This window comes from Flavobacterium luteolum (assembly GCF_027111275.1).
GTDB lineage: Bacteria > Bacteroidota > Bacteroidia > Flavobacteriales > Flavobacteriaceae > Flavobacterium > Flavobacterium luteolum.
On the sequence record NZ_CP114286.1, the window covers coordinates 5,009,791 to 5,030,494 of the forward strand.

A 20,704-nucleotide genomic window follows, 5' to 3' on the forward strand; every position below is an offset into this window, starting at 1 on the left:
ACATTTATATAAAAGCTGTTAGATTTAATTCTAACAGCTTTTTTTGTTTGATCGTTTTAAAGAAAGGTATAATTATTGAGCGTTAACAATTCATTTAAATAATCTTACATAAAATAATTACTATTTTTGAAATGATTTCAAAAAACACCTAACATTTACCATGCGAAAAATACAGATTCAAATCTTTCTTTTATTTTTTATCGGTTTTCAGGTTTCATTTGCACAGCAGCCACAAAAACCAAATTCAGTTGAAATTTACAATCAAATCAAAAAGTTAAACTTTTTAGGTTCTGTCTTGTATATTGCCGCACATCCTGATGATGAAAATACCAGAATGATTTCGTATTTAGCCAATGATATGAATGCTAGAACAGGTTATTTGTCATTGACTCGCGGAGATGGAGGACAAAACTTAATTGGTCCACAATTGCGTGAATTATTAGGCGTCATCAGAACCCAGGAATTAATTGAAGCACGAAAAATAGATGGCGGAGAACAGTTTTTCTCAAGAGCAAACGACTTTGGTTTTTCTAAAAATCCAGACGAAACTTTAGATATTTGGGACAAAGATAAAGTCCTTGCCGATGTAGTTTGGACAATCAGAAAATTCCAACCAGATATTATCATCAATCGTTTTGATCACCGATCTCCAGGTACAACCCACGGACATCATACTTCTTCTGCGATGTTGAGTGTTGAAAGTTTCAAATTAACAAACGACCCGAAAGTTTATCCAGAACAATTAAAATACGTTTCGCCTTGGCAGGTAAAACGTCAATTTTTTAATCCGTCTTGGTGGTTTTATGGAAGCCAAGAAAAATTTGATGCAGCCAATAAATCTAAATTTACAAAGCTGGAAACTGGTGTTTACTACACGGGAATCGGAAAATCAAACCAAGAAATTGCAGCTTTAAGTCGAAGCCGCCATCAATCGCAAGGTTTCGGAAGTACAGGTGTTCGCGGTGAAGAAACCGAATATTTAGAATTAATCAATGGTGAAACCCCAAAAGAACGTGATAATCTATTTGACGGAATCGATACAAGCTGGAACCGCGTTAAAAACGGAAAACCAGTTGGCGATTTAATTTCTTCAATTATCTCAAAATACGATTTCAGCCATCCTTCTGCAAGTATTCCAGATTTAGTTAAAGCTTATTCAATGATTCAAGCTCTAGATGATGCACACTGGAAAGAGATTAAATCAGCAGCTATAAAAAACATCATCGCATCTTGTTCTGGTTTGTATCTTGAAGCTGTTGCCAATGAACAAGAAGCAACTCCAGGAAGTACAATTAAATTAAGTTTAGAAGCTATTAACAGATGTTCTGTAGGAATGGAATTAATGAGCGTAACAACACTTCCTGATCATAAAACTACACTTCAAAACATTGTTTTAAAAAACAATAACGATAACAAAATTAATCTGCAATTACAGCTTTCTAGCAACATTGAATACACACAGCCATATTGGCTAAAAGAGAAGGCTACTGTTGGAATGTATACAGTTTCTAATCAAGAAAATATTGGAATTCCTGATATTATAAGAGATACGAAAGTGATTTTTAATGTAAAAATTAACGATATCGAAATTCCGTTTGAGCGCACTGTTGTCTACAAATACAATGACGGCGTAAAAGGCGAAATGTATAACTTTCTTGATATTGTTCCAGAAGTTACTACTTCAATCTTAGAAAGAGTTCTAATTTTTAGAGACACTAATAGTAAAATGATTCCGGTGAAAGTTCGTGCTGGAAAAGATAATGTAAAAGGAAATCTGCAATTGGAATTACCAAAAAGCTGGACTGTTTCACCAAAAGAAATTCCATTTGATTTGGGCACAAAAGGTACTGAGCAGATCTTTTATTTTGAAGTAACGCCTCCTGTAAATCCAGAAGAAGTTACTGCAAAAAGTGTTGCAATTGTAGAGGGAAAACGATTTGATAAAGACCAAACGATTATTGAGTTTCCTCATATTACCAAACAAATGGTTTTAAAACCCGCTGAATCAAAATGCATTAGAATTGATTTGAAAACTTCCGGAGATGCGATTGCCTATATTATGGGTGCTGGAGACGAAGTTCCAGAAAGTTTGACTCAAATGGGATACAAAGTTTCGATTTTAAAACCTGAAGAAATTACGCCTCAAAAACTAGATTCGTTCAGCACCGTTATTACTGGAATTCGTGCTTATAATACCGTAAATGCTTTGGCAAACAAGCAAAATATACTTTTCAATTTTGTAAAAAGCGGTAAAAATATGATTGTGCAATATAATACAAACGGAAAACTAGTTACTGATAAAATTGCACCATATCCGTTAAAATTATCTAATGATCGTGTAACAGAAGAAAATGCCAAGATTACTTTCTTAGCGCCAAATCATCCTGTTTTAAATACTCCTAATAAAATTTCTGAAAAAGATTTTCAAGGATGGACACAAGAACAAGGTTTATATTATCCAAACGAATATGATCCTGCCTTCACTCCTATTATTTCGTCTCACGACAAGGGAGAATCTGCTAAAGATGGCGCTTTATTAGTAGCTCCATATGGAAAAGGATACTATATTTACACCGGTTTGAGTTTCTTTAGAGAATTGCCAGAAGGTGTTTCTGGAGCGTATCGATTATTATCGAATATTATTTCTCTAAAACAGCCAATTGAAGCTCCTAAACAAGATATAAAGCAATAAATATGGAAGCCAAAAAAACAAAAAAATGGAAAAAAAGCTATACTTACGTTTTAGTAGCTAATGCAATCTATATTGCTATCTTTTTCTTAATCATGCAATTATACTCATAACCTATGCAGCTATTTGACTGGATCGTACTTATTGTCACTTTATTGTTTATTGTTGGATACGGATCTTGGAAAACCCGAGGAAGTAAAAACGTAGAAGATTTCATTTTAGGAAACAACGAAACACCTTGGTATACTGTTGGACTTTCTGTAATGGCAACGCAAGCCAGTGCAATTACGTTTTTATCTACACCTGGACAAGCCTATCATGACGGAATGGGTTTTGTTCAGTTTTATTTTGGTCTGCCAATTGCCATGATTGTCATTTGTTTGACATTTATTCCGCTATATCATAAAAGTAAAGTTTTTACGGCATACGAATTTTTAGAGCGACGGTTTGATGTTAAAACACGTTCGCTGGCTGCAATTTTATTTCTAGTTCAAAGAGGTTTAGGAACTGGTTTAACTATTTACGCGCCAGCTATTATTTTATCGGCTTTATTAGGATGGAATTTAACTGTAATGAACATCATTATTGGAGTTATGGTAATTATCTATACTTTTTCTGGTGGTACAAAAGCGGTAAACGTAACTCAGAAACAACAGATGTTTGTCATTATGTCTGGAATGTTCATTACCTTTTTCCTAATTCTGCACTATCTTCCAAACGATATGACTTTTAACAGCGCACTTCATATCGCTGGAGCAAATGATAAAATGAATATTGTTGATTTTTCTTTTGATCCCGAAGAAAAATATACGTTTTGGAGCGGTATTACTGGAGGTTTCTTTTTGGCCCTAGCCTATTTTGGTACAGACCAATCTCAAGTGGGACGTTATTTATCTGGAAAATCAGTTCGCGAAAGTCAAATGGGATTAATCATGAATGGATTATTGAAAGTACCGATGCAATTCTTTATTCTTTTAACAGGAGTTATGGTTTTTGTCTTTTTTCAATTCAATCCTGTTCCGTTAAATTTCAATCCCAACAATAAAATAGCCATTGAAAAATCTCCTTACAAGCAGGAATATCATGTTTTAGAAGAAAAATTGGTAAAACTTTCAGAAGACAAAAAGGTAATCAATTTATTGTACATCGACCAGTTAAATCAGGATTATGACAATCCAATTTTACGTAAAGAGTTAGTTGCGTTGTCGAACAAAGAAAAAGATCTTCGCGATAAAGCAAAAGAAATTATTTCGAGAGCCGATAGTAATTCGGAAACAAATGATAAAGATTATGTATTCTTTCATTTCATTCTCCATTATTTGCCAAAAGGTCTAATCGGATTATTATTGGCCGTAATTCTATCAGCAGCCATGTCTTCTACTGCTTCTGGATTAACTGCATTGGCTTCTACAACCGCAATTGATATTTACAAACGAAATCAGAAAGAAGAAAAATCAGAAAAACATTATTTGCATGTTACTAAATTTTTCACTCTTTTCTGGGGAATTGTAGCTATACTTTTTGCTTGTGTTGGAACATTATTTGAAAATTTAATTCAGCTCGTAAATATTATTGGTTCTATCTTCTACGGAACTGTTTTAGGAATATTTCTTGTAGCTTTCTATACTAAGAAAGTTCAAGCAAAACCAATGTTTATTAGTGCGATTATAAGTCAGCTTACCATTTTTGTAATCTATTATTTTATGATTTACAGTCAAGAAAAACTAGGTTATTTATGGCTGAATTTTATTGGTGCAATCTTGACAATTGTATTAGCGCTTTTATTGCAGTTTTTATTTTTTAGAGGAAAACCAGATGATAATGAGTTAGTTTTAGACTAAGAATATTCTCTAAGTCTGAAATTATTCTAAGCAAAAATCTTATTTTAGTAAATTCTATATTACTAAAATAAGATTTTCACGTTTTTAACTTCAAATTAATCATCATTATGAAAGACCAAAAAAAATACAGCAACAAAACCAAAGCTGCTTTTATTCTGCTAATCGTGATGCTGATTATTTTACTTGGCAACTTTAATACGCTTCGAAATTCCAAAAACGTAAATGATAACATCAATGCGATCTATAAAGATAGATTGGTTGTGGCGCATTATATTTTTCAATATTCAAAAGAACTTCATTTTATAAAGGCAGAAGCTGAAAAACTAAATTTAAGCGATGTTATTAAAAAAGATGAAATTATTCATACGCTAAATATTATTCATAATATTGATGATTTGTATGCTAAAACAGTTTTAACAAATAAGGAGAAACAATACTTTGATGCATTTTTACTTTCCTGTAAAGAAATAAACAAACAGGTTGAAAGCAAAAATTGGGACAAAATAGCCAATTCTAGTGCTGAAGCTTTAAAAACACTTGAATCTCTTTCTAACATTCAGATTGAAGAAGGAAAAGCTAAACTTGCCATTGCGAACGCTATGTATAGCAGAAACAATATACTTGGCCAGCTTCAAATTGCACTTCTTATTGTTTTGGGCGGAATAACATTTTATCTTTTAATAAAGAAAATCAAAAAAACAGTAAAAATTCCTGAACCGCCAAGTTTGAATTAAAAATCATTTAACCGCAAAGGACGCAAGGGATTACGCAAAGTTCGCAAAGTTTATTTACTACAGCTTTGCGAACTTTGCGCTAAAAAACATAACAAGTCAAAAAAATCTCGCGCTCTTTGCGGTTAAAAAAAAACAAAAAAAAATCCAAAACCCGAAAGCTTTGGAATTTTAAATTTTATAAAATTGGAATTTGATAATTCAAAGAATTATTATCTGCTCCACTCAGCGATACTATCTTTATTCAATTTTACGTAATCTGCATTGTTTGCAGCTTCGGCAGATGCCAAAGAAGCTTTTGCTGTTTCGATCGCTCCTTTTTTATCACCTTGTTTTGCTTGGATTAATGCTTTTAATCTTGATACGTAATAAGGTTTTTCTGAGCTCATATCAAGAGCTTTGTCTACATAATTTCTTGCAGTTTCAATATTTCCGTTTGATTGGAATAAATATTGAGAAGCTGCAAAATAGTCGTTCCATGTTGGACCAGCCAATGCTTTATCGATACTTGCCACAGCAATTTTAGCAGTTGGCACTTCAAATTTTAAAGCTACATGAGAATTTTCCCAAGCAATATCTAAATAACCAAAATTTGGATCTAAACCATTAATACCAATTGTGAATGTCTCAACAGGAGTTGGCAACGCCTCTTCTTTTACTGTCGTTTTTAAAGCTACGTAAGAATCGCTCCAATTTTCTGGTAATCCCCAGTTGTCTGTAGAAAGATAAAAAATGATATCCCAGCTTTCGATTCTAGGAACTGTATAAATTGCATATTTTCCTTTCTTTAGCGTCTTTCCGTCAATGATTACATCATCACTAAAATTAATGATAGTATTTTCATTAGCTCCAGTTCTCCATAATTTTCCAAACGGAACTAAATTTCCGAACACAGCTCTTCCTCTTGCTCCAGGTCTTGAATAGGTAACTTCAACGTCGGTTAAACCAACAGTTTGTTTAATATATCCTTTTGGACTTGCTTGCGGCGTTTTTACTTGTGCTTCTGATGCTAATGGTCCTAATATCAGGGCTAAAGCAATAAGTAGTTTCTTCATTATTTTAAGTTTTATTTTTATTCAAATTTACAAATTCAATCAGGGAACAAATGTTAAATTTTCTATAATTCAACCCTTTAGCTGTGATATTTTTTCAGCGTTTAGTTCGTCAAAATGTTCTATAACCAAATCAGCTTCAGACAAATCTTGAAGATGAGAATGCTCGCTCTTATAACCTACACAATAAATTCCTGCTCCTTTTGCCGCTTTAACTCCATTTGTACTATCTTCAATAATTATGCATTCTTCTTTTGGTGCGATTGACAAAGAAGCTGCATGAATAAATATCGCTGGATTAGGCTTTGACTGCGGAAAATCTTCTCCGCTTACAATATGTGTAAAATACTGATGAAGGTTAAATCTAGTAAAAACGCGATCGATAGTGACTTTTGAAGCCGAAGAAGCTAAAATTAACTGTATTCCGTTGCTGTACAAATCTTTAATTAAATCTTCTACACCATCTAAAAGGTATAAATCTTCCTTAGTGTCAAAAGCATCATTAAAAATCGTTCTTTTTCTCTGAATCAAATCTTCAACTTCCTGTTCTACCGTCGGAAAATAACTCTTTAAAGTCTGAAATGTATTTCGAGTTGAAAACCCTGTAAATGTGGTATACATTTCTTCAGGAACTTCAATATTCAATTCCGAAAATTGTAAATAATAGGCATAACGATGAACGGGTTCCGTGTCAACGATTACGCCATCCATATCAAAAATTACTGTTTTAATCATTTTTTTTTAAGGTGCTAAGGTTCTAAGAGTCAAAGGCTCTAAGGTTTCTCTTTTGTCTGTTTAACTTTGTCAAAGTTTTAAACTTTGACAAAGTTCTTTTTTTAAGTTCAAGAAAATAAGATTCAATGCTTCAGCTATAAAAACCTTAGCACCTTAGAATCTTAGTATCTTAGAACCTTTATTTTTTAAGTAAATATCTAATCACCGTTTCGGCAGCATGCAAACCAAATAATCCTGGCATGTAGCTGTTTGTTCCGTAGAATGATTTTTTGAAGTTTTTACCGTCTGTTAATTTTAAGCTTTTTTCGTCTTGAATCTCAGAAGAAAATACCACTTTCAGTTTGTTGATTTTTACTTCTTTTAAACGCTTACGAATTGTTTTTGAAAAATAGCAGTTAATTGTTTTTGAAATATCTGCTACTTTTACTTTTGAAGCCAACATTTTTCCGCCAGCTCCCATACTGCTAATAATTTTTACTCTTTTGCGTTTCGCGGCAATAATCAGATTTAATTTTGGAGTAATACTATCAATGCAATCCAAAACATAGTCAAATTCTGGAGAAACAATCTCGAAAGCACGTTCTGGAGAAAGAAATTCCTGAACGCGGGTTAAATTTAATTCTGGATTAATATCCATTAAACGATCACCTACAATTTTGATTTTTGGCTGTCCAACCGTTGAATGCAAAGCTGGCAATTGACGGTTAATGTTGGTAATATCCACAACATCTCCGTCTACAATTGTCATGTTTCCTACTCCTGCTCTCGCTAAAAATTCAGCTGCAAAAGATCCAACTCCTCCTAGTCCAACGACTAAAACATTAGACTTTTGTAAATTTTCTAATCCTTCTTTTGTAAATAAAAGCTCAGCTCTTTCTGTCCATTCTACCATATATTCTTATTATTATTTTTTGTTTCAAGTTTCAAGTTTTAAGTTTCAAGTTCTTCTTGATAAATTACATTTTACAATCCAAACACAGTTCGATAATTACTTGAAATAACTCCTTCTAATTCTATTAAATTTAACCCTTTATACTCTGAAGCCAATTCGTATACTTGCTTAATCGATTCTTCAATAGTATCCGTCTCTAAGAAAAAACGATTGTTTGGAACATTTTGAAAAACCGATTTTAAATCTGGATTTTTCAATAAGTATTTTCCAAACGAAAGATAAAATCCAGTAGCAATTAACTGTTCCGCCAACTGCTTATTTTTTGAAAAACCATGAATAATCATTGGAACATTTATCTTCATTTTTTTCTTTATTTCCATGACTTCTTGGAAAGAGGCAACGCAATGAATAACTACAGGTTTCTTACATTTTTCTGCTAATTCTAATTGCTTCTCAAAAACTGAAATTTGCAAATCAAATGGAACTTCAATTCTTTTATCCAAACCACATTCTCCTATTGCTAGACAGTTTTTGTTTTGCAATTTCTCTTCAATAATTTTCAAATCTTCATCAATACGACTTTCATCAATATACCACGGATGAATTCCAATGGAATAAAACGGAATCGATGCATCAAAATCTTTTGGATACTGATTAACCAATTCTAAAACATCTGATTGATTGGTAAATTGATGTGTATGAAAATTAAAATATTCCATTAATGAAAAGTCTTTACACCAGCTTTAATTTCGATTTTTAAATCGTTTTCCTGTGGCACAAGCGGACAAGAATACTTATAGTTATAAGCGCAATACGGATTATATGCTTGATTGAAATCTACTGCTATCGTATTTCCTTTTGGAATTTCTAAATCAATATAACGGCCACCGATATAACTCTCTTTACCAGTTGTCAAATCTGAAAAAGGCAAGAAAAGATGGTTTTTATATTTTTCCTGAACTATAAGATCTAAACTCTGATAAACAGCAAGCTGAAAAGCTTTTCCGTTTATTTTGAAATTTAAAGTTCCATATTTTATATATTTTGGTGTACGAGTTCCTGAAGTTTTCATTTCGAAAGCTTTTCCTCCTTTAGCTTTTACCAAAGTTGCATTCACAAAATAAGTTTCAGAAATAGGAAAAAACTCTAAGCTTTTAAAAGTTTTTAAATCTTCAGCCATCAACGGACTTGTCTTAGGATCAGCATATTCGGAGTTAATTTTCTTTTGAAACTTCTGAACATCAGTTTTACTAAACTTTTTTTGTGCAGAAGCAAAATTAAATACCAACAATAAAGCTAGGGCGTTTATAGTTTTCATCTTAGAAATTTTCTGCAAAAATAGTTCAAAAGTAACAAAACAACAACCACTTAACGAGACAAAGTTTCCTAACTTTGTGACGATAATCTATCACACAAAATGCTTAAAAACGCCTTAACCCACTACATTAACAATTTTCGAGGTTTCACTAGAGAAGTTTGGATTCTTGCCATTATTACTTTTATCAACCGCGCCGGGACAATGGTTCTTCCTTTTTTATCTAAATACTTAAAAGAAGACCTTCATTTTTCTTACAATCAAGTTGGATGGATTATGGTTGCTTTTGGTTTGGGTTCAATGTTGGGTTCTTGGCTGGGTGGAAAATTATCTGATAAAATCGGGTTCTATAAGATCATGATTTTTAGCTTATTTACAAGTGGTGTTTCTCTTTTCTTTGTACAATATATTACTACTTTTTGGGCACTTTGCGCAGCGATGTTTGTTCTTATGACAATTGCAGACATGTTTAGACCAGCTATGTTTGTTTCTCTGGGAGCTTACGCTAAACCCGAAAATAGAACTCGTGCCCTTACACTTGTGCGTCTAGCTGTAAATTTAGGTTTTGCTGCTGGACCAGCCCTTGGAGGTTTAATTATTATGGGAATGGGATATTCTGGGCTTTTCTGGGTTGACGGTGCTTCTTGTATTATTTCAATCTCTATTTTCGCTTTATTGGTAAAAGAAAAGAAAAAAGCCACTCACGACGATAAAACAGAAAGTGCTACCGATGTAAAATCGGTTTTTCATGATAAAATTTTCTGGGTTTTCTTATTCGTAAGTTTTATTACGGCTATGATTTTCTTTCAGCTTTTTACCACCCTTCCTTTATATCATAACGAAAAATTTGGCTTAAGCGAATTCCAGACAGGTCTTTTAATGACTTTAAATGGTCTCTTGATCTTTTCTCTCGAAATGCCAACAGTTGGATTTTTAGAACGAAAAGCTTTTCCTAAAATTAGAATTATAATAGTCGGCTCTTTTGTAATGGCATCCAGTTTCTTTTTGCTCCTCATTAATTTTTGGGCAGGAATATTGGTTGTAAGCATGGTCTGCATTTCTATTGGTGAAGTACTTACTTTTCCGTTTTCTAATGCATTTGCCTTAAGTCGTGCACCGCGAGGACAAGAAGGCCGTTACATGGCGCTTTATACCATGAGTTTTAGCCTTGCTCATATTATAAGTTCTAAGCTTGGCTTTGAAATTATAACTCGATTTGGTTACCAAACCAACTGGCTTTTTATGGCCTGCATTGGTGTTCTTGCAACAGGATGCTGCATTTGGATTAAAAACGCTCTTCTAACAGAGAAAACTTTCTAAACAAATTTTAACTTCTTAATGCATTATTATTCAATTTATTACAATTAAATTTGAATAGCTTTTTTATGCTTTAAAACGAATTCAAACTTAATTTTTAGTTAAATAACTATTTTTATAGTTGCGTAACTAAAAAAATAGTTGTACGTTTGAATTAAAATTAGAGAAGATGCAGAAGTTAACAAACAAAGAAGAAGAAATTATGATGATTTTATGGAAGCTAAAGAAAGCTTTTGTAAAACAAATTCAAGCTGAAATTACCGAGGATCAGCCACATTACAACACCTTATCGACTATCGTGCGTAATTTGGAAGAAAAAGGATATGTTGGGCACAATGCTTTTGGAAACACACATCAATACTTTCCGATTGTACCAATTGAAGATTACAGAAAAGGATTTATGAAAACCGCAATCGATAATTACTTTAATAGTTCATATAAGAGTATGGTTTCCTTTTTTGCCAAAGAAGAAAAAATTTCAGCAGATGAATTGCGCGAAATTTTATCAATGATCGAAAATAAAGAAGAAAATAAATAATCAGGTTATGGAAGCACTTTTTATCTATATCATCAAATCAAGCGGTTTAATGCTTTTGTTCTATTGCGCTTACTTTTTCTTATTGCGCAAAGAAACATTCTTTAACAGTAACAGATGGTTTCTTTTGTCTGGATTAATCGTATCGGCAATTTTGCCTTTCTTGACTTATACAAAAGAGGTATGGATTGAAGCTGCTCCCGATATCAACATCAATTTTCAAAACAATATACAAAACATTCCACAAGAAGAATCAGCAGACTTTAACTGGACATATTTGATTTTAGGTCTTTATTCTATTGGTTTTTTAATTTTCCTTATAAAATTAGCAATCGATTTTTATAGTTTAAATACAGTAATTAAAGGAAAAAAGATCCAACAGCAAGCCGATTTTAAATTCATAGATACAAACGAGAATATCGCGCCTTTCTCCTATTTTGAATATATCGTTTACAATTCATCACTGTACACGCCTTCAGAATTAGAAAACATTATTGAACACGAAAAAGTACACAGCGACCAGAATCATACGATAGATGTATTGGTTTCACGAGCATTCAGTATTATTTTCTGGTTCAATCCGATTATCTGGTTTTACAAAAAAGCAATAATGCAAAATTTAGAATTTATTGCCGATAATGAAGCCGCTAAAAAACTGCAAGACAAAAAAGCCTATCAATACACGCTTTTAAAAATAACAACACACGAAAATTGTGTTGCAATCACTAATCATTTTTATCAATCATTAATCAAAAAACGAATCGTCATGTTAAACAAAAATCAATCAAAAAAGAGAAATTCTTGGAAGTATTATGTTATAATCCCAGCTCTTGCTGCATTTGTATTATTATTTCAAGTTGAAGTAGTTGCAAAAGAAAGACATCAGACTGTAAAAGCAGTCTCAAACGAAATTGAATCTGTTGATATTTACAAAATACAAAAGAATACCACAGATTTGGAGTTAAAAAGAATCAAAGAGAAATTAAAATCACTACATAACGTCGAATTTGAAGCTTCAAGAATCAAAAGAAACTCAGAAAATCAATTAACGTCTCTTAAAGTTGAAGTAAGCTATCAAAACCAAAAATCTCAATCTATTCAAACAGGTGGAAAAGTAGCCATTAAAGATTTCGGGATAGTTGTTGTTACAGGGAAAAATGGCGCTATTAGAGCTGGCATCAAAACCGATGATGAAAAAAGCGCTGTAAGTCAAAAAGTTGCTTTAAATGAAAAGCCAAACAATTCAGAAGTTAAAAATACAATTACTAATACAGAAACCAATGTTAACACTAATTCTATTACTAGTACAAAAACTGACAGTGATACTAATGCAAATATTAGCACTACTGTAGTTATAAATAAAGACAATAAAACTAAAGTTATTACAACTGGAGGCACAACTGTTGCTGTTTCAAATGGCACGAAAACGAATGCTAAAGCATCTAGCCTGCTTGTAATTGTAGACGGTGAAGAAATGCCTTCTGGTTTTGATTATAATAGCATTAAACCAACTGATATTGCATCTGTAAATGTTTTAACTGGAGTAAATGCAACGGACCAATATGGCGACAAAGCTTCAAATGGAGTAATCGAAATTGTAACCAAGAAATAATACGTTTCTAATTTTAAATAGAAAAGAAATGCAAAAACTAACCAACAAAGAAGAAGAAATCATGCATATTTTATGGAAGCTGAAAAAGGCTTTTGTAAAAGAAATTCAAGCAGAGATTTTAGAAGATCAGCCGCATTACAACACTTTGTCTACCATTGTTCGTAATCTGGAAGAGAAAGGTTATGTTGCGCACAATGCTTTTGGAAATACACACCAATATTATCCAGCGGTAAGCATTGAAGATTATCGAAATGGCTTCATGAGTACTGCAATAGATAATTATTTTAATAGTTCATACAAAAGCATGGTTTCCTTTTTTGCTAAAGAAGAGAAAATTTCAGCAGATGAACTACGTGAAATCTTAGATATGATCGAAAATCCAAAAGAAGGTAAATAATCAAAATACTATGGAAGCACTTTTCATTTTTATCTTAAAATCAAGCGGGTTATTAGCAATGTTTTATTTTGCTTACATTTTTTTACTCCGTAAAGAGACTTTTTTCAACAGCAGCCGATGGTTTTTAATTGCCGGATTAATTACTTCTGTTATAATGCCTTTTGTAGTTTACACTAAAGTAATTTGGATTGAAGCACCTCCTATGCCCTCTCCTGTTCCGGTAATTACAACTACGGCAAATACTATAGAAAGCATTCCGACTTCAAATCATGATGTAGTTGCTTATAAGCCTCAATATAAACCGACAACCGTAACCGTTGTTGAGAAAGAAAATTTTGAAATTAATTGGAGTTTGGTTTTAACTGCTGTTTACGGAATTGGCTTTCTGGCTTTTATGATCAAATTTGCTCTTGATTTTTACAGCTTAAATGCTGTTTTAAAAGGAAAGAAAATTGAACAGCAAGATGATTTCAAATTTATTGATATCAAAGAAAACATTGCTCCCTTCTCCTACTTCGACTATATTGTATATAACTCATCACTATATACAGCAGCAGAATTAGAGAATATTTTAGAGCATGAAAAAGTGCATAGTAATCAAAAGCACACTGTCGATGTTTTGATTTCGAGAGTCTTTTGTATTCTATTTTGGTTCAACCCAATTGTGTGGCTTTATAAAAAGGCTATTTTACAAAACCTCGAATTTATTGCCGACAGTGAGGCTTCTAAGAAAATTGCAGACAAGAAAGCCTATCAGTACACACTTTTAAAAATCACAACGCATGAAACTTGCGTTGCAATCACCAATCATTTTTATCAATCATTAATCAAAAAACGAATTGTTATGTTAAACAAGAATCAATCAAACAAAAGAAATTACTGGAAATATTCGGCAGTAATTCCTGCTCTAGGCGCATTTGTTCTTTTATTTCAAATAAGGACTATTGCGCAAGAAAAAAAGCAAAATGAAGCTACAGTCACTCAAAGAGATACAATCAAAGATTCTGATGAAACTATCAAAATAACAAAAAACACAACCGATAAGGAACTAAACGAACTTACTGGGAAATTAAAAACCAACCATAATCTTGATGTTGTAATTTCTGATGTAAAAAGAAATACCAAAGAAGAATTAACTGCGATTCAGATCAATGTAAAATCAGACTCTGGCAAAAAACAAACTATAAAAATTGATGGAGACGAAGCTATTAAAGATTGTGAATTAGCCATTGGTACTGATGAAAATGGAGCAAAATCTATCAACATTAACACTGACAGAAATTTTAAAGTACCAGTAATAATTAGAAACGAAAGGGTTATTGTTAGAAATCACGGAGAATCTGATGTTGCTACTCCAGTTCCTCCAGCACCGCCTGCATTTCCTACTGGACCACTGCCAGTAGCACCGACAGTAGATATGTCAAAAATGCCTAAACCTCCTGTTGCTCCAAAAAATCCAAAGGATAAAGTAGCAATGCAGAAGTTTGAAAAAGAAATGGAGGAATTTGAAAAGAAAATGGAAAAATTTCAGCCAAACATCGATGCTATGACTGCTTACGGAGATGCTGTTAGCGAAATTATGTCTAAGCGTGAAGCTATTTATGAGAAAGAAATGGCGAAGTATGAGATTGCAATGGAAAAATTCAATGCTAAAATGGAAAAATTCAACTATGATTTTAAGTTTAGCTTTGGAGATGATTCTAAGGACTACGAAAGCAATATGAAGCAATACGAACAAGACATGAAACAGTATGAGCTTGATATGCAACAGCATGCGAAAGATATGAAACAACATGCCAAGGACATGAAACAACATGAGAAAGACATGAAACAGCATGAAAAAGATATGAAAGAAATGGAAAAACAAAATAAAAAAGCATAGTCGTATCATTTTAAAATATAAAAAACCAGTGCTCAAACACTGGTTTTTTTTTTTAAATTTATCATCAAAAAAGCAAGATGGATAGAAACTCCCAAAAAAGCCATGCACCAGTAAACAGATGCTAACGAAAACCTGATTCTCAAAATTTAAATACTTTTACATTTTACTCCCAAAAGACTTTGTTTCAACCACAAAGTCTTTTTTTTTGTATCTTTGCCTAAACAAATCTACTATGTATAAATTATTAGCCAAACTAAATAAACTACTTTTGCCAAGCTTTACCAAACAAGGTCTAGATATTTCGAAAGCAAAGAAATGGCAAATGGCAATTATTGGTTATCGCGCCTATATTACAAAAAAAGCTTTAGGCAATTAATTTAGAATACATTTTATTTATCTGGCAGAAGCATATCTTTTTAGGATTCTGCCATACTTTTTATGAAAAACAGAGACATCAGCTTATCTCCTGTTCCAGCAGTATTATTAGCAATTATCAGTGTGCAATTCGGAGCCGCGATTGCAAAGACACTTTTCCCAACAATCGGAGCAGCAGGCACAGCATCCATGCGTATTGGTATTTCGGCAATAATTTTATTATTTGCTTATCGAACTAATTTAAAAACTATAACAGCAAAACAATGGAAACTTGTAATTCCTTATGGTTTATCATTAGGAGCTATGAATTTGATATATTATTTTGCCATAGAAAGAATTCCAATTGGTTTAGCAGTAACCTTAGAATTTGTTGGCCCACTAATACTTGCGATAGCAGGTTCTAAACGCTTGGTTGATTATTGCTGGGTTTTACTTGCTGCAATCGGTATTTTGTTAATTGCTCCATGGGCAAATAACCGTTTAGATCCTGTTGGTATTTTATGTGCTCTTTTAGCAGGGGCTTTCTGGAGCGCATATATTGTTTTAGGGGGCAAAGTTTCGAAAATTATGAATGATGGAGACGCTGTAACTATAGGAATGTTATTTGCCACAATTTTAGTTTTACCTTTTGGTTTACTAGAAAGCGGATTAAATAATCTTACGCCAAAACTTTTCGGAATGGGCATTGCTCTTGCCCTTTTATCAAGTGCAATTCCATTTACTTTAGAAATGAAAGCATTGGGTAAACTTCCACCTCGAACTTTTAGTATTTTAATGAGCTTAGAACCAGCGGCAGCTTCTATCTGCGCTTTTATTTTTCTTAAAGAGAGTTTAAATTTTTACGAAATTCTCGCCGTAGTCTGTGTTGTTATCGCTTCTGCAGGAAGCACTCTAACTGCAAAAAAATAGTTTAAAAAAATCTGAAAATTAAAATTCCAAATTCCAAGTTTTACATTGGGATTTGGAATTTTAATTTTTGGGATTTGGGCTTATTTATTTTTTAGGAAGCAAAACAGCATCTACAACATGAATAACACCATTTGACTGATTCACATCTGCAATGGTAACTTTTGCTTTATTACCATTCTCGTCAGTAATATATAAGTCTTTTCCTTTCATCCAAGCTGTTAATGTTCCTCCGTTTACTGCTTTGATAGTTGCGTTTCCTTTACCTTCTTTTATTGCTTTTGCAATATCCGAAGCATTCCACTTTCCTGAAACAACATGATAAGTCAAGATGTTTTGAAGCATTTTTTTATTCTCTGGTTTAAGTAATGTTTCAACGGTTCCTTTAGGCAATTTATTAAAAGCTTGATTTGTTGGAGCAAAAACGGTAAAAGGGCCTTTTCCTTCTAAAGTCGTAACTAAATCGGCCGCTTTTACTGCAGCAACCAAAGTCGTGTGATCTTTTGAATTAACGGCATTTTCAATAATATTTTTATTTGGATACATCGCCGCACCACCAACCATCACCGATTTTTGCGCATTTGATGTAAATGCAAATCCTAAAGCTAAAACTGCAAGAGCTAAAAATTTTCTAGTTTTCATGTTAAATGATTTTTAAGTTATAAGGTCATTTACGGGGATAAAGTTGTTTTGGTTTTCTACTAAAAATACATTTGATCCAAAATCAACCAATTACTCCTCAAATTTCCAGCAAAACAGGGCATTTACGCATTCAAATATTTTTTCATAAAATTTTAAGAATACATAATTTTTGCTTTGATTTTATTATTAAATTTAAAATCAAAATCGTATTATCATGAATAATCTTCCAAAAAAAGTTCGAAGTAAAAAGCTAAATTCAAGGGTAGATTTAACAGCAATGGTTAGCGTCTCTTTTTTGCTGATTATATTTTTTATGCTTGTTGGTGAATTATCAAAATCTAAAGGAATGGATCTCGCATTGCCTGAAAAAGATACATGTAGATGGAGCCATGCATGCATCAAAGCTGATCGGGTCTATACCATATTATTAGACAAAAACGATAAAATAATAACTTATTCTGGAATATTAGAATTTCCAATGGAGGCGCCAAAGGAATTTAAATCTGGAAAAAATGAAATCCACCAAGAACTGTTTCGTAAAAAGAAAGAAGTTCATAATTATATGATTTCAGTAGGAAAACCAATGAATGGAGTAATTGTAATAATAAAGCCAAGTAAAAAATCGAACTATGGTAATTTAGTAAATATACTCGATCTAATGAAAGTTGCCAATATTGAAACGTATTCAATAGTTGATGAATTTAGTGCAGCAGAATCAAAATTATTAGCTTCAAATTAATAACTAAGTCTTATGAAAAACCTACCTCAAAAAGTCAGAAGCAGAAAGTTAAATTCAAGAGTTGATTTAACAGCAATGGTTAGCGTTTCTTTTTTACTGATTATATTTTTTATGGTTGTTGGGGAATTATCTAAGCCAAAACTTATGGAACTATATTCTGGAAGAGGAGGTTGCGGTCCTGAGCCTCAATGTAATAAATCTGACGAAAATATTGTTTTAACTTTATTGCTTGATAAAAACGACAAAATAATAACTTACCATGGATTACTAGCATTTCCTATACAAGCCCCAAAAGAAGTTAACTATGAGAAAAATGGAATACGAAAAGAACTAATGGAGAAAAATAAAATGGTTTTAGAATATTCAGCAAGACTTGGCAAACCAGGAAGAGGAGTTACAGTCATTATAAAACCAACAGAAAAATCTAATTATGGAAATCTTGTAGATATATTAGATGAGATAAAAATGGCCAATATAACTTCTTATGCAATTGTACCTCAGTTTACACCAGAAGAATCAAAATTACTAGCCTCAAATTAAATATAAAGTCTATGAAAAACCTACCTCAAAAAGTCAGAAGCAGAAAGTTAAATTCAAGAGTTGATTTAACAGCAATGGTTAGCGTTTCTTTTTTACTGATTATATTTTTTATGGTCACAATAGAATTGCGAAAAAACAAAGCTATGTATTTAAGTCTACCGGATTATGATGCATATACATGCGAGTGGACAGGTGGCTGCGGAGAAAACCGATCCTATACAATTTTACTAGGGGATGATGATAAATTAGTATCTTATATGGGATTGCTAGAAGTCCCTAAAATTGCTCCAAAAAAATTTGGATATGGAAAGGACGGAATAAGACAAGAGTTATTAAAACAAAATAAAAAAATGCTTAATTATTCTGCTCAATTAGGAAGACCAGGACAAGGAATGGTAGTTATTATTAAACCTAGCCAAAAAAGCAATTTTAAGAATTTAGTTGATATTTTAGATGAAATGGCAATTGCAGATATAAGTGCATATGTAATTGTAAATGACTTTACACCTGAAGAATCAAAATTAATAGCTTTGAAATAAAAGGAAATCATTTTAAGGTCCGACTCCCTCAAATTAAAAAACTTAAACTTGAAACAAAAAAAAGTCCCACATTACTGTGGGACTTTCTATTTAGAGGAAACTAAGAATTATTTTTTCTCAGTTTTTTCCATTTTAGCTTTTAAAGCAGCTAATACATCATTGTTGTCACCTAAAGTCGCAGCTGGTGCGTTAGTAGATGCAGATGTAGTAGTTTCAGCAGCAGCTTTCACGTTTTTCTCTTCTTCTTCACGGAAGATAGCAGTATGAGAAGCAACTACTCTTTTGAATTCTTTGTTGAACTCGATTACTTTGAAATCAGCTGTATCACCTTTTTTCAATTTCTTTCCGTCTTCTTTTTCAAGGTGACGAGTAGGAATGAAAGCAACGATATCATCTCCGAATTCTACAGTAGCTCCTTTGTCAACGATTTCAGAAATCTCACCTGTGTGGATAGTTCCTACAGCGAAAGAATCTTCGTATTGATCCCAAGGATTAGCAGTAGTTTGTTTGTGACCTAAAGATAATTTACGTCCTTCAACATCTAACTCTAATACAACAACATCAAGTTTTTCTCCAACGTTTACAAACTCAGATGGGTGTTTAATTTTCTTAGTCCAAGAAAGATCAGAAATGTAGATTAATCCATCAATTCCTTCTTCTAATTCTACGAAAATACCAAAGTTTGTGAAGTTTCTAACGATACCTGTATGTTTAGAACCTACTGGGTATTTAGAAGTAATGTCAGTCCATGGATCTTGAGTCAATTGTTTGATACCTAATGACATCTTACGATCTTCTCTGTCAAGAGTTAAGATAACTGCTTCAACAACATCTCCAACTTTCACGAAGTCCTGAGCAGAACGTAAGTGAGTTGACCATGACATTTCAGAAACGTGGATTAAACCTTCAACACCTTCAGCAACTTCGATGAAAGCACCGTAATCAGCGATTACAACTACTTTACCTTTAACTTTATCACCAACAGTTAAGTTAGCATCTAAAGCATCCCATGGGTGAGCGTTTAATTGTTTCAATCCTAATTGAATTCTTGTTTTCTCATCATCGAAATCAAGGATTACAACGTTTAATTTTTGGTCTAATTCAAGAACTTCACTTGGGTGGTTGATTCTACTCCAAGAAAGGTCAGTAATGTGAATTAATCCGTCAACACCACCTAAGTCAATGAACACACCATAAGAAGTAATGTTTTTAACAACACCTTCTAATACTTGTCCTTTTTGTAATTGACCGATGATCTCTTTTTTCTGTACTTCAATATCAGCCTCGATAAGTGCTTTATGAGATACAACAACGTTTTTGAATTCGTGGTTGATTTTTACCACTTTGAATTCCATCATTTTGTTTACATATACATCGTAGTCTCTAATTGGCTTAACGTCAATTTGAGATCCAGGTAAGAACGCTTCGATACCGAATACGTCAACAATCATACCTCCTTTAGTTCTACATTTAACAAAACCGTTAACGATTTCTCCAGTTTCATTAGCTGCAATAACTCTATCCCAAGATTTGATAGTACGTGCTTTTCTGTGAGATAATACTAATTGACCTGTTTTATCCTCACGGATGTCGATTAATACTTCTACTTTGTCACCTACTTTTAAGTTTGGGTTGTAACGAAATTCGTTTAAAGAAATAACACCTTCAGATTTAGCATTGATATCAACGATAACGTCTCTATCTGTAATTCTAACTACAACTCCTTCAACTACTTCTTCTTGATCTGTAGCGATGAAAGTTTTTGATACTAGTTCTTCAAACTCTTGTAAGTTTTTTTCATCTACTGCATCGATTCCTTCTTGGAAGTTGTGCCAGTTAAAATTTGCTAAAAACTCTTCTTGTGATTTTGTTTGTTCAGACATGCTGATAAAAAAATTTGTATTCTGTTTTTCTCGAGTTTCTCTATGCGATAGAAAATACAGAAGTTGTTTTACATAAATGGTT

Annotated in this window: 20 protein-coding genes; 13 read left to right on the forward strand and 7 right to left on the reverse strand. The window is 32.7% G+C overall.

What is annotated here, in order from left to right:
* Positions 1-160 precede the first annotated feature (160 nt).
* From OZP10_RS21385 to OZP10_RS21395, 3 genes are all read left to right on the forward strand, one after another.
* A complete protein-coding gene (locus OZP10_RS21385) occupies positions 161-2,692 on the forward strand; it encodes a PIG-L family deacetylase (RefSeq protein ID WP_281632687.1) in 2,532 nt (843 codons plus the stop codon).
* Positions 2,693-2,805: 113 nt separating this feature from the next.
* Positions 2,806-4,530, forward strand: a complete 1,725-nt coding sequence (locus OZP10_RS21390) for a sodium:solute symporter family protein (RefSeq protein WP_281632688.1) — start codon at positions 2,806-2,808, stop codon at positions 4,528-4,530.
* A gap of 107 nt (positions 4,531-4,637) precedes the next feature.
* Complete coding sequence (locus tag OZP10_RS21395; protein ID WP_281632689.1) at positions 4,638-5,264, forward strand: MCP four helix bundle domain-containing protein; 627 nt, start codon at positions 4,638-4,640, stop codon at positions 5,262-5,264.
* A 209-nt stretch (positions 5,265-5,473) separates the two neighbouring features.
* Here OZP10_RS21395 and OZP10_RS21400 read toward each other — a convergent pair whose 3' ends face one another.
* The 5 genes from OZP10_RS21400 to OZP10_RS21420 form a co-directional block, all read right to left on the reverse strand.
* Positions 5,474-6,316: a DUF2911 domain-containing protein gene (locus OZP10_RS21400; protein ID WP_281632690.1), complete on the reverse strand. Its 843-nt coding sequence runs from the start codon at positions 6,314-6,316 to the stop codon at positions 5,474-5,476.
* A 69-nt stretch (positions 6,317-6,385) separates the two neighbouring features.
* On the reverse strand, positions 6,386-7,048 hold the full coding sequence (locus OZP10_RS21405) for an HAD family hydrolase (protein WP_281632691.1): 663 nt from the start codon (positions 7,046-7,048) through the stop codon (positions 6,386-6,388).
* A 178-nt stretch (positions 7,049-7,226) separates the two neighbouring features.
* Positions 7,227-7,940, reverse strand: coding sequence for a tRNA threonylcarbamoyladenosine dehydratase (locus OZP10_RS21410; protein WP_281632692.1), 714 nt, complete (start codon positions 7,938-7,940; stop codon positions 7,227-7,229).
* A 71-nt stretch (positions 7,941-8,011) separates the two neighbouring features.
* Positions 8,012-8,659 carry a TatD family hydrolase gene (locus OZP10_RS21415; RefSeq protein ID WP_281632693.1) on the reverse strand — a complete coding sequence of 216 codons (648 nt, stop codon included), beginning with the start codon at positions 8,657-8,659 and terminating at the stop codon, positions 8,012-8,014.
* Positions 8,659-9,258, reverse strand: a complete 600-nt coding sequence (locus OZP10_RS21420) for a DUF1684 domain-containing protein (protein WP_281632694.1) — start codon at positions 9,256-9,258, stop codon at positions 8,659-8,661. Before OZP10_RS21420 ends, OZP10_RS21415 begins: the two co-directional genes overlap by 1 nt.
* Before the next feature lie 99 nt (positions 9,259-9,357).
* Here OZP10_RS21420 and OZP10_RS21425 point away from each other — a divergent pair, with 99 nt between their 5' ends.
* The 7 genes from OZP10_RS21425 to OZP10_RS21455 all read left to right on the forward strand — a co-directional run bounded on the left by OZP10_RS21425 (position 9,358) and on the right by OZP10_RS21455 (position 16,282).
* Positions 9,358-10,575 (forward strand): MDR family MFS transporter, encoded by a 1,218-nt coding sequence (locus OZP10_RS21425; protein ID WP_281632695.1) that lies wholly within the window; start codon positions 9,358-9,360, stop codon positions 10,573-10,575.
* A gap of 166 nt (positions 10,576-10,741) precedes the next feature.
* Positions 10,742-11,110 carry a BlaI/MecI/CopY family transcriptional regulator gene (locus OZP10_RS21430; RefSeq protein ID WP_281632696.1) on the forward strand — a complete coding sequence of 123 codons (369 nt, stop codon included), beginning with the start codon at positions 10,742-10,744 and terminating at the stop codon, positions 11,108-11,110.
* Between the two features lie 7 nt (positions 11,111-11,117).
* Complete coding sequence (locus tag OZP10_RS21435) at positions 11,118-12,719, forward strand: M56 family metallopeptidase (RefSeq protein WP_281632697.1); 1,602 nt, start codon at positions 11,118-11,120, stop codon at positions 12,717-12,719.
* A 28-nt stretch (positions 12,720-12,747) separates the two neighbouring features.
* A complete protein-coding gene (locus tag OZP10_RS21440) occupies positions 12,748-13,116 on the forward strand; it encodes a BlaI/MecI/CopY family transcriptional regulator (RefSeq protein WP_281632698.1) in 369 nt (122 codons plus the stop codon).
* A gap of 10 nt (positions 13,117-13,126) precedes the next feature.
* Positions 13,127-14,998, forward strand: coding sequence for a M56 family metallopeptidase (locus tag OZP10_RS21445; protein WP_281632699.1), 1,872 nt, complete (start codon positions 13,127-13,129; stop codon positions 14,996-14,998).
* Positions 14,999-15,230: 232 nt separating this feature from the next.
* A complete protein-coding gene (locus tag OZP10_RS21450; protein ID WP_281632700.1) occupies positions 15,231-15,374 on the forward strand; it encodes an SsrA-binding protein in 144 nt (47 codons plus the stop codon).
* Between the two features lie 62 nt (positions 15,375-15,436).
* Positions 15,437-16,282 carry an EamA family transporter gene (locus OZP10_RS21455; RefSeq protein WP_281632701.1) on the forward strand — a complete coding sequence of 282 codons (846 nt, stop codon included), beginning with the start codon at positions 15,437-15,439 and terminating at the stop codon, positions 16,280-16,282.
* 84 nt (positions 16,283-16,366) lie between these two features.
* Here the strand turns inward: OZP10_RS21455 and OZP10_RS21460 are convergent, their stop codons facing one another.
* Positions 16,367-16,921, reverse strand: a complete 555-nt coding sequence (locus OZP10_RS21460) for a fasciclin domain-containing protein (RefSeq protein WP_281632702.1) — start codon at positions 16,919-16,921, stop codon at positions 16,367-16,369.
* Between the two features lie 214 nt (positions 16,922-17,135).
* On the opposite strand from OZP10_RS21460, the gene OZP10_RS21465 reads away from it, so the two are divergent.
* Genes OZP10_RS21465 through OZP10_RS21475 form a run of 3 tightly spaced genes read left to right on the forward strand, consistent with a single transcriptional unit; the run spans position 17,136 to position 18,739 of the window.
* Entirely contained in the window at positions 17,136-17,660 is a 525-nt protein-coding gene (locus OZP10_RS21465) for an ExbD/TolR family protein (protein WP_281632703.1), read from the forward strand.
* A gap of 12 nt (positions 17,661-17,672) precedes the next feature.
* A complete protein-coding gene (locus tag OZP10_RS21470; RefSeq protein WP_281632704.1) occupies positions 17,673-18,200 on the forward strand; it encodes an ExbD/TolR family protein in 528 nt (175 codons plus the stop codon).
* An 11-nt stretch (positions 18,201-18,211) separates the two neighbouring features.
* The gene (locus OZP10_RS21475) at positions 18,212-18,739 is read left to right on the forward strand and encodes an ExbD/TolR family protein (RefSeq protein ID WP_281632705.1); all 528 of its coding nucleotides are present in this window, start codon (positions 18,212-18,214) and stop codon (positions 18,737-18,739) included.
* A gap of 107 nt (positions 18,740-18,846) precedes the next feature.
* Here OZP10_RS21475 and rpsA read toward each other — a convergent pair whose 3' ends face one another.
* Positions 18,847-20,622, reverse strand: coding sequence for a 30S ribosomal protein S1 (gene rpsA, locus OZP10_RS21480; RefSeq protein WP_281632706.1), 1,776 nt, complete (start codon positions 20,620-20,622; stop codon positions 18,847-18,849).
* Between the last annotated feature and the right edge of the window lie 82 nt (positions 20,623-20,704).

Bases quoted from the DNA above. Each gene is read 5' to 3' on its own strand.
- OZP10_RS21395 (WP_281632689.1), top strand. From the start codon at position 4,638: ATGAAAGACCAAAAAAAATACAGCAACAAAACCAAAGCTGCTTTTATT.
- OZP10_RS21475 (WP_281632705.1), top strand. From the start codon at position 18,212: ATGAAAAACCTACCTCAAAAAGTCAGAAGCAGAAAGTTAAATTCAAGA.
- OZP10_RS21470 (WP_281632704.1), top strand. From the start codon at position 17,673: ATGAAAAACCTACCTCAAAAAGTCAGAAGCAGAAAGTTAAATTCAAGA.
- OZP10_RS21450 (WP_281632700.1), top strand. From the start codon at position 15,231: ATGTATAAATTATTAGCCAAACTAAATAAACTACTTTTGCCAAGCTTT.
- OZP10_RS21430 (WP_281632696.1), top strand. From the start codon at position 10,742: ATGCAGAAGTTAACAAACAAAGAAGAAGAAATTATGATGATTTTATGG.
- rpsA (WP_281632706.1), bottom strand. From the start codon at position 20,622: ATGTCTGAACAAACAAAATCACAAGAAGAGTTTTTAGCAAATTTTAAC.
- OZP10_RS21415 (WP_281632693.1), bottom strand. From the start codon at position 8,659: ATGGAATATTTTAATTTTCATACACATCAATTTACCAATCAATCAGAT.
- OZP10_RS21460 (WP_281632702.1), bottom strand. From the start codon at position 16,921: ATGAAAACTAGAAAATTTTTAGCTCTTGCAGTTTTAGCTTTAGGATTT.
- OZP10_RS21410 (WP_281632692.1), bottom strand. From the start codon at position 7,940: ATGGTAGAATGGACAGAAAGAGCTGAGCTTTTATTTACAAAAGAAGGA.
- OZP10_RS21445 (WP_281632699.1), top strand. From the start codon at position 13,127: ATGGAAGCACTTTTCATTTTTATCTTAAAATCAAGCGGGTTATTAGCA.
- OZP10_RS21405 (WP_281632691.1), bottom strand. From the start codon at position 7,048: ATGATTAAAACAGTAATTTTTGATATGGATGGCGTAATCGTTGACACG.
- OZP10_RS21385 (WP_281632687.1), top strand. From the start codon at position 161: ATGCGAAAAATACAGATTCAAATCTTTCTTTTATTTTTTATCGGTTTT.
- OZP10_RS21400 (WP_281632690.1), bottom strand. From the start codon at position 6,316: ATGAAGAAACTACTTATTGCTTTAGCCCTGATATTAGGACCATTAGCA.
- OZP10_RS21425 (WP_281632695.1), top strand. From the start codon at position 9,358: ATGCTTAAAAACGCCTTAACCCACTACATTAACAATTTTCGAGGTTTC.
- OZP10_RS21465 (WP_281632703.1), top strand. From the start codon at position 17,136: ATGAATAATCTTCCAAAAAAAGTTCGAAGTAAAAAGCTAAATTCAAGG.
- OZP10_RS21420 (WP_281632694.1), bottom strand. From the start codon at position 9,258: ATGAAAACTATAAACGCCCTAGCTTTATTGTTGGTATTTAATTTTGCT.
- OZP10_RS21455 (WP_281632701.1), top strand. From the start codon at position 15,437: ATGAAAAACAGAGACATCAGCTTATCTCCTGTTCCAGCAGTATTATTA.
- OZP10_RS21435 (WP_281632697.1), top strand. From the start codon at position 11,118: ATGGAAGCACTTTTTATCTATATCATCAAATCAAGCGGTTTAATGCTT.
- OZP10_RS21440 (WP_281632698.1), top strand. From the start codon at position 12,748: ATGCAAAAACTAACCAACAAAGAAGAAGAAATCATGCATATTTTATGG.
- OZP10_RS21390 (WP_281632688.1), top strand. From the start codon at position 2,806: ATGCAGCTATTTGACTGGATCGTACTTATTGTCACTTTATTGTTTATT.